We start from the raw sequence: 12,499 nt of genomic DNA, 5'->3' as shown, positions 1-12,499 counted from the left end.
CCGTCATGGCAACCGCAAGATCCTCGACTCCACCGGATCCACTGGACGGCGATCGGGAACGCAACCGCCCCGGAACGCGCGCGGGTACCAAAGGCGTACCGCGGGCCTACCGGGAACAGCAGATCCTGAGCGCCGCCGTGGAGGAGTTCGGAAGGCACGGATACGCCGCGGCGTCCATGGCGGAGATCGCCCGCCGCGTTGGGGTGACGAAACCCCTGCTGTACACCTACTTCGGTTCCAAGGACGGCCTCTGCACGGCCTGCCTCGACCGCATCGGCCCGCACCTGCTCGAGACGATCGAACGGGCCATGGCCTCGAACCCGCCGGAGGGCAGGCTGCCCCACACAGTGCTCACCGCCCTCTTCCGGGCTCTGGAAGGGCAGCGGCACGCCTGGTTCGTGCTGTACGACCGGACTCTGCCACCGGGCTCCGAACCCTGGTCCGCGGCCCGTCGCCATCGCGAGGCCATCGACGAACTGGCGGCCACCGGCACGGCCGCACTGCTGCAGGTCCAGGGAAACGATGATGCCCTGGACGCCGACGTGCTCAAGCACGTCTGGACGGGTACGGTCAGCGCACTGCTCGGCTGGTGGATCTCGCACCCCGAACTGTCCGCGCAGGACATGAGCGCACGCTGCGCTCGCCTCCTCACGGCCATCCGCAACGGTGCCTGAACACGGCTGAGGACCGCGTGCTGCTGAAGGGAGAGTCGGGTGCTGCATTGGTCCGTGGCAATGAAGGGTCGGTGTAGGCGAGGTGGGTGCCGCAACTGGGCGGCGCCAGTATGGGGGGCGAGGTCGCCGTCAAGGACGACGGCAAGCAGCCGCAGGGCGGCTTCGGCACCGTGCACGAGAAGCGCAGGCGAACGCCGGTAAGCTGCGGCGGTGCGTACGGTCGAGGTTCTGTTGGACGAGGCGGCAGAGCTAGGCGTTCGGGAGGCCTGGCGGCGGCTCGCCGACGCGGGGCTGCCGAGTCAGGCGCGCCACCGCTCACCGACCAACAGTCCGCACCTCACCCTGGCTGCCTGCCCGGAGCTGACCGCCCCTATCCGCTGGGAACTCGCCGAAGTGGCCGCCGCCCTGCCGCTGCCGGTGCGGTTCACCGGCCTGGTCCGCTTCGAACGGCCCACCTCGGTACTGGCTTGGGCGCTGGACCTCGACGCCGCGCTGGCCGGTTTGCACCGCCGGGTGTGGGATGCGGTGGCCTCCGACAGCCCGCCCGAGGCCCTCAACCCCTTCCACGACCCCGCGCGCTGGAGCCCGCACGTCACCCTGGGCCGCACCCGGCGCCCCGGTGCCTTCACCGGCCGACGCGTCCCCGAAATGCTGCCGACGCCGCCGCTGTCGGTCCAACTCATCACCCTGCGCAGCTACGACACCGAGACCGGCGCCTTGGAGGTCCTGGAGCCCCGCATCTGAGCTGGTGGCGCCGGAGTGGGGGAGAGGCCGAGACGGTGCCGGTGATCGTGACGGGGTGCTGCCAGTGTGCGGGCTTCTCCCGGATGGCGTCCGTGACCGGCTCGGGCCCCACCTCCGAGCAGCAGCGCTTGGTGGTCGCGGCGCCGGTCGAGAGTGTCCAACAGGTCGGTGGCGGTTTGGGTTCCGCCTCTTTGGTCTGCGCCGGTTCCAGATGAGGATGCTCGCGAGACGGAGTGTGGAGGAAGATCGCTTGACCTTGCCCTCAAGGGCAAGGTTTACCGTTTCTTCGAGGTGAGAGGCATGCGGATAGGTGAGCTGGCCCGTCGGGCGGGTGTGACGACCAAAGCGGTGCGCTACTACGAATCCTTGGGTCTGCTCGCGCCGGTGCGGCTGACCAACGGCTACCGGGACTACGACGAACACGACGTACGACTCACGCAGGAGATCCGGGCGCTGGGCCGCCTCGGTATCCCTGCCGAGGGGACCCGTCCGTTTCTGGATTGCCTCACCCTGGGGCACCGGCATGTGGACGACTGCCCGGCCGCGCTGGCCGGGTACAGGGACGCCATCACCGATCTCACACAGCGGATCGACGGCCTCGTCGCACGCCGGGCGGTGCTGGTGGCGCGCCTGCACGAGGCCGCCCACCGCGGCCGCCTCTCACCGGCCACCGAAGGAGAAGAACCGATGACCAACTACACGAGCCTGCCTGCCGGCCTGCCCGCTCCTGAGGACGACGGCGCCGCTGAACACCTGCCCGGTATGAGAATGCCGCATCTGGAGCTGCCGGCCACAGACGGCGCGACGGTCAACCTCGCTGCGCTGGGCACAGGTCGCACGGTGCTCTACATCTATCCGCTGACGGGCCGCCCCGACACCGATTTGCCCGAGGGCTGGGACTCCATCCCCGGCGCCCGTGGCTGCACCGCCGAGACGTGCGGCTTCCGCGATCATCACGGCAACCTGCTCGCGGCCGGTGCGGCTCGGGTGTACGGCCTCTCCAGTCAGGACACCGACTACCAGCGTGAGCTCACCGAACGGCTCCACCTGCCGTTCCAGATGCTGTCCGACGTGGCGCGGAGCCTGGCCCGCACACTGGAGCTGCCCACATTCACCACCCGCGGGCTGACGCTGTACAAGAGGCTGACGCTGATCATCAAGGACAACGTGATCGAGCACGTCTTCTACCCGATTTTCCCGCCGGACAAGCACGCCGACCAGGTCCTTGCCTGGCTCAGCGACAACCCCCTGTGAACGTCCACTCGAAAGCCTTTGGAGGCTCCCCGTGCACACCACCGTTTACCTGCTGCGGAGCGCTTTGGGGCTCGGTGGCGGGCTGGTGTTCGTGTGGGAGTTGAACCGCCAGGCTTCGGGGCGGGGCTGGAGAGGACCGCGGGTCCTCTCGGCGGTGGCTGCTGTGCTGCTCGCGGGGTTGCTGGCCATCTGAAGGCGCCAACTGACATGCCCCTCATACCGGCAGGGCGAGCTAGCCCGCCCGCTCCCACGGCCGCAGCTTCTCCGGGTTGCGGACCACCCAGATCCGGGTCACCCGCCCGTCGGAGACCTCGAACGAGGCCACGGTCGCGACGACGCCGTGACGTTGAGCCACCAGCCCCGGCTTACCGTTGACCGACCGCTCGAGGAGTTCGAGACCCGGAGCCTTGTCGCTGATGGCGACCATGTACTGGGCGATGCGCGCGCCGCCCTCGACCGGGCGCAGAACGGTGCCGACCATGCCGCCGCCGTCGGCGGTCATCACGGCGGCCGGGTCGAGAAGACCGACGAGGGCTGCGATGTCCTTGCTCTCCCATGCCTCTTTCACAGACCGCACCACGTCGGCCTGCCCGGTCGTCGTCATCGGAGTATGTGCGGCGCTCACCCGCCGCCGGGCGGAGGCCGCCAGTTGCTTGCAGGCCGCACGGGTCCTGCCGAGCACCTCGGCGATCTCGGCGAACGGGTACCGGAAGACATCGTGCAGGACGAACGCCACCCGCTCGGCGGGAGTCATCGACTCCAGGACGACGAGGAAGGCCATGGCCACCGACTCGTCCAGAACGATCTGGTCGGCGGGGTCGGCGCCGCCCGCGGGCTCCCACTCGGTGCGGTCGGGCAGCGGCTCGGGCAGCCACGCGCCGACATAGCGTTCACGGCGGGCCCGCGCCGAGCCGAGCAGGTCCAGGCAGATGCGACTGGTGACCGTCGTGAGCCAGGCACCGGGGGACAGGATCTCCTCCTGCCGGCTTCGCGGCAGGCCGTACCAGCGTGCGTAGGCGTCCTGCACGGAGTCCTCGGCCTCGCTCACCGAACCCAGCAAGCGATAGGCGACATTGAGCAGTTGGCGTCGCTCACCGACTATCTCAGCCGTCTTGGCCTCCACAGTCCCATGCCTCCCGCTGCCCCCTCGCCTTACCTTTCGCAGGCCCACGTCGTCGGGCTGGTGAGACCTTATCGACCCGCTGCCCGCCAGGGTGGAAAGAGGGGACTGTGACATGGCCACTCAGGTAACAGGGAACGGACGACGCAGCGCTTCGTTCCTGCAGATCGCTATCGCTCTGCAGACCCTGACCATCTTTCTACAGGCAGTCTCCGCAGGGCTGTTGCTGACCTCGTCCTATGGACAGACGCTGCACGGGGTCGGAGCCCGTGTGATGTATGGGGCGTCAATGCTGTACGTGCTCGCGGCGGTGCTGGCGTGGAAACCGGGCGGCGGCTCGCCTCGGCCTGTCTGGCACGCGTCGGGATTCCTTGTCCTCGCCTCGGTCCAGGTCGTGCTCGGCATAGCGCACGTCCCCTCGGTCCATCTCCCCCTGGGGGTCGCGATGTTCGGCCTGAGCGTGCTGGCGCTGACTCGCCGCTGAGGGCTGGTACGGCGGCGCGGGGATGGACCAGTGCTGTGACCGGGAAGGATTGCCGGGCCGGCGGTTGGGGCAACTGCGTGAGCAGGGACGTGCGGCGCATCCGTCGGCGGAACCTGGACGTGATCGCGATGATGCACCCTCCTCACAGCAGTCACGTTTCCCCTTACGCAGAGGGGTTACTAAGGATCACGACGCTCCATGCCTTGCACCACTGCCCCGGCGTCACCGAATCAGCGCTAGCCCATGGGTGATGCGGCAGGTTGGAACGAGGAGAGGACGGCATCGGTGCTCGCAGCCAATGAGGAAGCCTGGGAGACACGTGCAGCCTGCCGAGCCTCTGACCCGGACGTCCTGTTCGTCAACGGTGCGGCGCAGAACGAAGCCAAGGCAATCTGCATCGGCTGCGTGGTGCGCATGGAATGCCTTGCTCATGCCCTTGACCGACGTATCGAACATGGCGTCTGGGGTGGGATGACGGACCGCGAACGACGTGCCCTGCTGCGACGAAGGCCCACCGTGTCGTCCTGGCGTCAGCTGCTGGAGGCGGCCCGCACGCAGCATGACCGGCAAGCGAGCCCTGGCGGTGGCGAACACTGGACCGCAGCCGGCTGACCGACCACTCCGCGCCGGCGAGACGGTCGTGCGCGCGAGCGGTACGTCCGGACACCCTCTCGCCCGGACGCCCTCGCTGCGGTGGGCCGACATGGCCCGTGGTTCATGGGGGGAGGGCTACACCTCGGTGCGGGTGCGCCCCAGGCGGAGGGCGGAGACGAGGAAGAAGACGCCGCCGAGGAAGGCGTAACCAGCCAGGTTGTTCAGGGACGCGCCCTCCTTGCTCGCCTGAGCGATGAACCAGGCACCGGCGAGGGTGGAGATGGAGCCACTGGCGATCATCGCCCACTGGCCCCCGAGTTGGCGTCGGGCGGCGGCGACGATGAGCTGGACGATGCCCGCGGTGACGGCCCAGGCACCCCAGACCCGCAGGACGGCGGGGATGCCGGAGGTGGCGGCGACGGCGAGGCCGATGCCGGTGAGGGTGCTGAGCACGATGTTCACGTACAGACCGCGCACCGGCTGGTCGTTCACCTGGGCGGACCTGATATCGATGACCGCGCACGCCACGTCGAACAGGGGATAGATCACCAGCAATGTGCCAGTGAGCGCGCCCAGTGTGTCGGCGGTCGAGAACAGAAGGACGGCCCACACAGCGGCGAACAGGAAGCGCATGAGGTACAGCTTGCGCAGGGCTACGGGAACGCTGGTGGGAGCGGTTTCGGCAAGAGTTTTCATGGAAGTTCCTCTCGGTGAAAGCGTGTTGACGTCAGTCGGCCGGGTCATCGGGTGCTCCCGTTCGCTTCCTCGATCGGATGTATCGGGTGTGCACGCAGAGCCACAGAGGCACCGGCATCGTTGAGGGAGAACGTTCGGTCTCATTGAATATCCAAGACGGCGCCGACGGCATCTGTCAAGACCGAACGTTCTCCCTTGCGAGTGGGTTACTGTGGCCTCATGAGCGAGGGAGCAGGGGGCGGCAGCACGTCGGCGGCGCGAGCGCGGCTGCTCAGCACGGCAACCAGAATTTTCTACGCGGAGGGAATCCACTCCGTCGGCGTCGACCGGATCATCGCGGAGGCGCAGGTCACCCGCGCCACGCTGTACCGGCACTTCGCGGGCAAGGAAGAACTCGTCCTCGCCTACCTCCAGCAGGCCGACCGGGGAATCCGGGCGGGGGCCGAGGCCGCTCAGGCGGGCGAGCAGTCGGCAGCCGACAGGGTGCGGTCGGTCGGCCGATTCATCACTGAAGGCATCCAGGGTCCCGGGTTCCGCGGCTGCGCCTTCCTCAACGCGGTAGCCGAATATCCTGACCCCGCCCACCCGATCCACCAGGCTGTCCTGGCCCACCGCACTTGGTTCCTGGACACCGTCACCGAGTTGCTGGCGCAGGTCGGGGACGCTCCCGCCGACGAAGACGGCCGGCACCTCGTCATGCTTCGGGACGGCGCCATGGCCGCCGGCTGCCTCTTCGACCCGAAGTTGATCTCCGGGACCTTCCTGCTCGGCGTCGAAGGGATCTTGAAGACCCGCGGAGCCTGAGCGGCCGTATGGGCGGCAGACAGGTACGGCGGACAGGTCAGGAAGCGCAGAGCGCTGGAACTCGAAGGGCGATGGGGTTCCGCAGGAGGAGATGGTGGCGGTTCGACCCCGGCCGAAGTCGCTACGCCGACCGCCTGAGCACCTAGACCTTCCGCCTGGTCAGGCAGAAGGGGTGACCGGCTGGATCAGTGAGGACCAGCCACCTGTCACCACCGGGTTGATAGTGCGGTTTGGCCGCGCCCAGCGCCAACAGCAGAGCTTCACCCTCGTCGGGGTCGTCGACCGCGAAGTCGAGGTGGAACTGTTGTGGCACGGTCTGGTCGGGCCAGCGCGGAGCTTGATAGTCATCGACGCGTTGGAACCCGATGAAGAGCCCGTTGTCGCCGTTGAGTCCGGCGAAGTCACCGTTGGATTCGGGATGGCACTCAAGCCCGGTGGCCTGTGCGTAGAACGCGGCCAGCGCCTCCGGGTCAGGGCAGTCGAGTGTTATGGCCGTCAACTTCATCTGCAAGGGCATGGGGCCCCACCGTAGCGATCAGCTCGTACAAAGTGATCCCCAATGGGTGGCGCTCATTGGTCCGCCTGAGGCAAGCATCGTCCGGCCGGGCGCCTTCAAGCTGATCGAGCCGCTGAGCCGGGGCGGGCTGGGCGAGGTCCGGCGGTCGGGACCGTGAAGGCGCGGCCGCTGCCCACGACCGGGGACGGTCCGCCAGGACCTGAAGCAGGAGCGGCCCTGTCCTGTCTTCGAACCGACCGCGCCCATCCACCCAAACTGGCTCGACGTAAAGGCCGTTGGTCTAGCGTAGGTGGCTCCTGGCTTGGGTAGCGGTGCTTGTCAACGGTCTGTGGCCGGGGGAGCGAGGAGGCACAGTGGGGGTTGTGGCGCGGTTGCCGCTGGAGGGCGGGGGCTCGGTCCTGCTGGAGGGGGGACGGGAGCCGGACGGGCCGGTGAAGGTGGGGCGGCTGGCGGACGCCGTGCAGGATCTGCCGCACACGGTCCAGCAGGCGCTGCGTCCGGTGGCGGGCCTGGCGCGAGCGGCGCTGGAGCAGCTGCGCCAGGCCGGTCCGGACGAGGTGGTGATCGAGTTCGGCGTCGATCTGGCCGCTGAGGCCGGTGCCGTAATCGCCAAGAGCGAGACGGGCTGCCACCTGACCGTCACGGTGACCTGGCACGCCTCTGCCTCGCCGGACGATGCCGGCCCTGATAGCGGCGGCGCGTGACGGACGTGGTGCGCCCGCCGGGCGGGTCGGCGCACGGGTTCCACCACGCGGTCGCCGAAGTCCGCAGCGCGAGCGGAGCGGTGGCGGGAGCGGGCTTCCTCATCGGTCCCCATCTGCTGGCCACATGCGCCCACGTGGTCCAGAAGGCCGGGTTCGGCCCCGGGCAGCGGGTGCCGCTGTCTTTTCCCGCCCGCCCCGAACTCGGCCGGCACGGGGCCGTGGAAACCAGCACCTGGCGGGACCCGGACGCGGAGGACGTGGCGTTCCTGCGGCTGGAAGGCACCCCGCTCGACGTGGCCGCGCTCGCGCTGGGCATCGCGGAGGACTGCGCCGACCACCGCGGCAGCACCTACGGCTTCCCCCAGCAGGCCAGACAGGGAGGGCACTTCGGCACGTTCAAGGTCGGCCGCATGCTGGAGGGTACCGTCGAGCGAGGGGCGGTACCGCTGCTCCAGCTGTACGACGCCAACGACCTGACCGAGGGGTTCAGCGGCGGCCCCGTCGTCGACGACATCACCGGGCTGGTGATCGGCATGACCACGGCCATCACTCACCCCGACCGCCACTCCCGCGGGCTGGAGATCGCCTACGCCACCCCCGCCCGGACCCTGCGCGACCTGCACCCCGAGCTGGTGGAGCACGCGGTGTGCCCCTACCCGGGCCTGGAGCCGTTCACCGCCGACGACGCCGCGGTCTTCGGCGGTCGTACCACCGCCCTGGACGCCGTCCTCACGGCGTTGCGCGGGCCCGCCCGGACGCTACTGCTGCTGGGACCGTCCGGATCGGGCAAGTCCTCCCTCCTGCAAGCCGGGGTACTGCCCGCGCTGGCCGAGGGAGGGACGGTGCCCGGCAGCGACCGCTGGCTGCCCGTCCTGATCCCCAACCCCGGCCACGACCTGCTGCTCGCCGCCGAGCACCACGGCCTGCCCGGCGCCGCCACGTACGGCATCGAGGCCGCAGCCGACCGCCTCCTGGCCGGCCACCCCGACCGCACCCGCGTTCTGCTGGTCATCGACCAGTTCGAAGAGCTCCTCGCCCCCGCCACCGCACCGGGCGACGGGGGCGGTATCGGTGCGGCAGCCGACCAGCTGGCCGGACTGGCCGCGTCCTGGGCCCCGCTCACCGTGGTTCTGGCCATGCGCGACGACTTCTACGCCCCCCTTGCCTCCCGCGCCCCGGCCCTGCTGGAGGCCGCTTCCCCGCATCTGAACATCCCCGCCACCCTGAGCGAGCACGACCTTCGCGCCATGATCGAGCACGGCGATCGTGGCCCACGAATCGAGAACGGCCTGACCGCCCGGCTGATCGGCGACCTCATCCCCCCTGCCGACGGCACGCAGCCCCGCAGCGCCCGGAGCACCCCGGTCACCTGCCTGCCTGCCCTGCAGCTGACTTTGCGCCAGCTGTGGGAGAGCCGCACCTACGGGGTCCTCACACATGAGGCCTACGAGCGCATCGGCACTGTGACCGGTGCCCTGAGTACCTGGTGCACCGCCGAGTTCCGAAAGCTGCGGCAACGCGACGGCGCCAAGCAGATCCTGACCACCCTGGTCCAGCCCGCCGACCCCGACCACGCCACGCCCGCCGCCCGCCGCCGCCTGCCCTTGTCCACCCTCCGCGACCTGGCCACAGGCCCCCACCCCGGCCCCGATCAGAACGATTTCGACACGGCCCTGACCGCCCTCGCCCAGCACCGGTTCATCACCATCCGCGTCCCCCGGCCGGGCCCCGCACCCGCCGAGCCGGCTCAAGGCCACGCCACGGGAGAACAACCCCAGCTGGTGGAGCCGCCCGAACCGGTCGCAGAGCTCATCCACGACTCCCTCGTCCGCGACTGGCCCCACCTGCACGCCTGGGTCACCGAGGACCAGGACTTCCACCGCTGGCTCCGGCGCGCCGAGGACCGGCACACACGCTGGCTCCGAGGCGCCGCGGACCGGGCCGGCCGTCAGAAGCGGCCCCGCGAGGCGGACGAGTTACTGCACGGCAGCGACTTGGCCATCGGCCTCGACTACGCGCGCCGCCGCGGCCTGCCCGCGCACATCCGCCGCTACCTCGCCGTCAGCCGCCGCCGTGCCCGCCGCCGCACCTCCATCCTGGCCGGGCTGCTCGCCCTCGTCCTCGTCGCCGCCGGGGTGGCGAGCCTGCAGTGGTACGACGCCGCTGTCGCGCGCCGAGAAGCCGAGTCCCGCCAGCACGAGGCCGAGTCCCGCCAGATCGTCACCGAATCCGACCACCTCACGGTCACGCACCCCGAAGTCGCCATGCTCCTGGCAGCCCATGCCTACCGCACCAGCCACACGCCGGAAGCCACCGCAGCCGTCCGCGCCTTCGGGACAGCCCCCTTGCCACGCGCCCTCATCGGCCATACCGAGTGGGTGCGGGCGGTGGTGTTCAGCCCTGACGGCAAGAGGCTGGTCACCGCGGGCGAGGACGGCACCGCGCGCCTGTGGGACACCGCCACCGGCCGCCCCCTGCACACCCTCACCCACACGGACTGGGTGAACGCGACCGCCTTCAGTCCTGACGGCACGATGGTGGCCACCGCGAGCAGGGACGGTACCGCCCGCCTGTGGGACACCGACTCCGGCCGCCCCTTGCGCACCCTCACCCACAACGGGAACGTGCGGGCCGCGGTGTTCAGCCCCGACGGCACGATGCTGGTCACCGCGAGCAGGGACGGTACCGCCCGCCTCTGGGACACCGACTCCGGCCGCCCCCTGCACACCCTCACCCACAACGAGGACGTGCGGGCCGCAGGGTTCAGCCCCGACGGCAAGAAGCTGGCCACCGCCGGCAGCGAGGGCACCGCCCGCCTGTGGGACACCGACTCCGGCCGCTCCCTGCACACCCTCACCCACAAGGGCCCGGTGAACGTGACCGCCTTCAGCCCCGACGGCACGACGCTGGTCACCGCGGGCGAGGACGGCACCGCCCGCCTCTGGGACACCGACTCCGGCCGCCTCCAGCGCACCCTCACCCACAATGAGAACGTGCGGGCCGCGGTGTTCAGCCCCGATGGCAAGAAGGTGGTCACCGCGGGCGAGGACGGCACCGCCCGCCTCTGGGACACCGACTCCGGCCGCTCCCTGCACACCCTCACCCACACAGGCTCCGTGAACGTGACCGCCTTCAGCCCCGACGGCACGACGCTGGCCACCGCCGGCAGCGACGGCACCGCCCGCCTGTGGGACACCGCCACCGGTCACCTCTCACGCACCCTCACCCACCTGGACAGCGTGAACGCGGCGGCGTTCAGTCCCGACGGCACGATGCTGGCGACCGCCGGCAGCGACGGTGCCGTACAGCTGTGGGACCTCACCGCCGGCCACCCGCTGCGCACCCTCACCGGCCTGCACAAGGACCCGGCCAAAGCGGTGTTCAGTCCCGACGGCAGGACCCTGGCCGCCGCCGACGAAGACGGCACCGTGCAACTGCGGGACACCGCCACCGGCCACCTCTCACGCACCCTCGCTGGCCAGCACGGCGTGAACGCGATGGCGTTCAGTCCCGACGGCACGATGCTGGCGACCGCCGGCAGCGACGGTGCCGTACAGCTGTGGGACCTCACCATCGGCCACCCGCTGCGCACCCTCACCGGCCTGCACAACCCATACAAACCGGTGTTCAGTCCCGACGGCAGGACCCTGGCCGCCGCCGACGAAGACGGCACCGTGCAACTGTGGGACACCGCCACCGGCCACCCTCTGCACGCCATCGGTATCGGCGCCGGTTCCCTGTTCGCGATGGCGTTCAGCCCGGACGGCCGCACCTTGGCCACGGGTGGGCTCGCCTGCCCCCTGCGGTTGTGGGACACCGCCACCAGCCAACCGCGGCGCACCCTCCCCATGACCGGTGTCGTGTATGAGATCGTGTTCAGCCCGGACGGCCGCACCCTGGCCACCGCCAGCGACCGTGCCGACCTGTGGGACACCGCCACCGGCCGTCCCCTGCACACGCTCACCGGTCACACCAGCACCGTGCTCGCGGTGTCGTTCAGCCCTGACGGCACCACCCTGGCCACGGCGAGCAGGGACGGCACCGCCCGCCTGTGGGACACCGCCACCGGCCGCCCCCTGCACACCCTGACCGGCCACACCGCCAACGTCTCCTCAGCGGCATTCAGCCCTGACGGCACCACCCTGGCCACGGCGAGCAGGGACGGCACCGCCCGCCTGTGGGACACCACCACCGGCCGCCCCCTGCACACCCTGACCGGCCACACCAGCCCCGTCCTCTCGGTGGAGTTCAGCCCAGACGGCACCACCCTGGCCACCATCGGCGAGGACCACACCGCGCGTCGCTGGGACACGGACCTGCCCGGCCCGGCAGAGGCCACCGCCAGGATCTGCAAGGTTGTGGGGCGGGACCTCACCACCAGCGAGCGGATCGCCTATCTCCCCTCAGGAGAGACCGGCCGTGTATGCCCAACCTGACCTGCGCCTGCACGGGATGCAGTTCCCCTGATCCAGGGTGGGGGCGCCACCACCAGAGTCAGGACCGGAGTCGAAGCGGGGCCCCGCCCTGGAGGACATTCAGCCCGGCCGTCGGGTCCGGCTGGTCAACATCAAGCCCGCCTCCCTGAACGGACTCACCGGCACTACGCAGCGCAACCCCAGCAGTCGCGTCACCCGCCTGGACGCCCTCTTCGACGAGACAGCCGGGTCGTCCACGGCGGCGGGCCCGTTGTCGTGCAGCCGGTGAAGGATCCGCTCGGCGGCGAGAGCGGGATCAGCGCCGGCGGCGCACTGCTCGGCACTCAGACGGTTCGTCAGACGCAAAGGGGGGCCCAACATTCGGTGGCCTGCGATGGGGCGTCCCTCAGGACCTCGGGCAGGGGTGGGTGGTCCCGGGTCAGCACGGCCCTGGATTGGGCGGGGGCATTCGCTCCACCTGAAGCAGGGGCCC

12 protein-coding genes are annotated in these 12,499 nt (G+C 70.2%); 9 read left to right on the top strand and 3 right to left on the bottom strand.

What is annotated here, in order from left to right:
• The first annotated feature begins 5 nt into the window (after positions 1-5).
• The 4 genes from ACFVVO_RS35940 to ACFVVO_RS35925 all read left to right on the top strand — a co-directional run bounded on the left by ACFVVO_RS35940 (position 6) and on the right by ACFVVO_RS35925 (position 2,865).
• Complete coding sequence (locus ACFVVO_RS35940) at positions 6-674, top strand: TetR/AcrR family transcriptional regulator (protein ID WP_390060777.1); 669 nt, start codon at positions 6-8, stop codon at positions 672-674.
• A gap of 210 nt (positions 675-884) precedes the next feature.
• Complete coding sequence (locus ACFVVO_RS35935) at positions 885-1,418, top strand: 2'-5' RNA ligase family protein (protein ID WP_390060776.1); 534 nt, start codon at positions 885-887, stop codon at positions 1,416-1,418.
• A 300-nt stretch (positions 1,419-1,718) separates the two neighbouring features.
• Positions 1,719-2,672, top strand: a complete 954-nt coding sequence (locus ACFVVO_RS35930; protein ID WP_390060774.1) for a MerR family transcriptional regulator — start codon at positions 1,719-1,721, stop codon at positions 2,670-2,672.
• A 31-nt stretch (positions 2,673-2,703) separates the two neighbouring features.
• Complete coding sequence (locus ACFVVO_RS35925) at positions 2,704-2,865, top strand: hypothetical protein (RefSeq protein ID WP_390060773.1); 162 nt, start codon at positions 2,704-2,706, stop codon at positions 2,863-2,865.
• Positions 2,866-2,904: 39 nt separating this feature from the next.
• Here ACFVVO_RS35925 and sigJ read toward each other — a convergent pair whose 3' ends face one another.
• Positions 2,905-3,795 carry an RNA polymerase sigma factor SigJ gene (gene sigJ / locus ACFVVO_RS35920; RefSeq protein WP_390060772.1) on the bottom strand — a complete coding sequence of 297 codons (891 nt, stop codon included), beginning with the start codon at positions 3,793-3,795 and terminating at the stop codon, positions 2,905-2,907.
• A 112-nt stretch (positions 3,796-3,907) separates the two neighbouring features.
• On the opposite strand from sigJ, the gene ACFVVO_RS35915 reads away from it, so the two are divergent.
• Together ACFVVO_RS35915 and ACFVVO_RS35910 are read left to right on the top strand one after the other, a co-directional pair.
• Positions 3,908-4,276, top strand: coding sequence for a hypothetical protein (locus tag ACFVVO_RS35915; RefSeq protein ID WP_390060770.1), 369 nt, complete (start codon positions 3,908-3,910; stop codon positions 4,274-4,276).
• A 243-nt stretch (positions 4,277-4,519) separates the two neighbouring features.
• Positions 4,520-4,888: a WhiB family transcriptional regulator gene (locus ACFVVO_RS35910; RefSeq protein ID WP_390060768.1), complete on the top strand. Its 369-nt coding sequence runs from the start codon at positions 4,520-4,522 to the stop codon at positions 4,886-4,888.
• A gap of 117 nt (positions 4,889-5,005) precedes the next feature.
• On the opposite strand, the gene ACFVVO_RS35905 is transcribed toward ACFVVO_RS35910, so the two are convergent.
• On the bottom strand, positions 5,006-5,566 hold the full coding sequence (locus ACFVVO_RS35905; RefSeq protein WP_390060766.1) for a hypothetical protein: 561 nt from the start codon (positions 5,564-5,566) through the stop codon (positions 5,006-5,008).
• Between the two features lie 219 nt (positions 5,567-5,785).
• Here ACFVVO_RS35905 and ACFVVO_RS35900 point away from each other — a divergent pair, with 219 nt between their 5' ends.
• Complete coding sequence (locus tag ACFVVO_RS35900; RefSeq protein ID WP_390060764.1) at positions 5,786-6,370, top strand: TetR/AcrR family transcriptional regulator; 585 nt, start codon at positions 5,786-5,788, stop codon at positions 6,368-6,370.
• Between the two features lie 142 nt (positions 6,371-6,512).
• Here the strand turns inward: ACFVVO_RS35900 and ACFVVO_RS35895 are convergent, their stop codons facing one another.
• The gene (locus tag ACFVVO_RS35895) at positions 6,513-6,887 is read right to left on the bottom strand and encodes a VOC family protein (protein ID WP_390060762.1); all 375 of its coding nucleotides are present in this window, start codon (positions 6,885-6,887) and stop codon (positions 6,513-6,515) included.
• Between the two features lie 362 nt (positions 6,888-7,249).
• Here ACFVVO_RS35895 and ACFVVO_RS35890 point away from each other — a divergent pair, with 362 nt between their 5' ends.
• Both ACFVVO_RS35890 and ACFVVO_RS35885 read left to right on the top strand, forming a co-directional pair.
• Complete coding sequence (locus ACFVVO_RS35890; RefSeq protein ID WP_390060761.1) at positions 7,250-7,591, top strand: CU044_2847 family protein; 342 nt, start codon at positions 7,250-7,252, stop codon at positions 7,589-7,591.
• Positions 7,588-12,027 carry a trypsin-like peptidase domain-containing protein gene (locus ACFVVO_RS35885; protein ID WP_390060760.1) on the top strand — a complete coding sequence of 1,480 codons (4,440 nt, stop codon included), beginning with the start codon at positions 7,588-7,590 and terminating at the stop codon, positions 12,025-12,027. The genes ACFVVO_RS35890 and ACFVVO_RS35885 overlap by 4 nt, the downstream gene beginning before the upstream one ends.
• The last annotated feature ends 472 nt before the right edge of the window (positions 12,028-12,499 follow it).

It is taken from the genome of Streptomyces sp. NPDC058145 (genome assembly GCF_042884245.1).
Lineage (GTDB): Bacteria > Actinomycetota > Actinomycetes > Streptomycetales > Streptomycetaceae > Streptomyces.
The sequence above is the reverse complement of the archived record's forward strand: the minus strand, read 5'-3'. Positions and strand labels throughout refer to the sequence as shown.

Bases quoted from the DNA above. Each gene is read 5' to 3' on its own strand.
- ACFVVO_RS35915 (WP_390060770.1), top strand. From the start codon at position 3,908: ATGGCCACTCAGGTAACAGGGAACGGACGACGCAGCGCTTCGTTCCTG.
- ACFVVO_RS35910 (WP_390060768.1), top strand. From the start codon at position 4,520: ATGGGTGATGCGGCAGGTTGGAACGAGGAGAGGACGGCATCGGTGCTC.
- ACFVVO_RS35895 (WP_390060762.1), bottom strand. From the start codon at position 6,887: ATGCCCTTGCAGATGAAGTTGACGGCCATAACACTCGACTGCCCTGAC.
- ACFVVO_RS35940 (WP_390060777.1), top strand. From the start codon at position 6: ATGGCAACCGCAAGATCCTCGACTCCACCGGATCCACTGGACGGCGAT.
- ACFVVO_RS35905 (WP_390060766.1), bottom strand. From the start codon at position 5,566: ATGAAAACTCTTGCCGAAACCGCTCCCACCAGCGTTCCCGTAGCCCTG.
- ACFVVO_RS35900 (WP_390060764.1), top strand. From the start codon at position 5,786: ATGAGCGAGGGAGCAGGGGGCGGCAGCACGTCGGCGGCGCGAGCGCGG.
- ACFVVO_RS35930 (WP_390060774.1), top strand. From the start codon at position 1,719: ATGCGGATAGGTGAGCTGGCCCGTCGGGCGGGTGTGACGACCAAAGCG.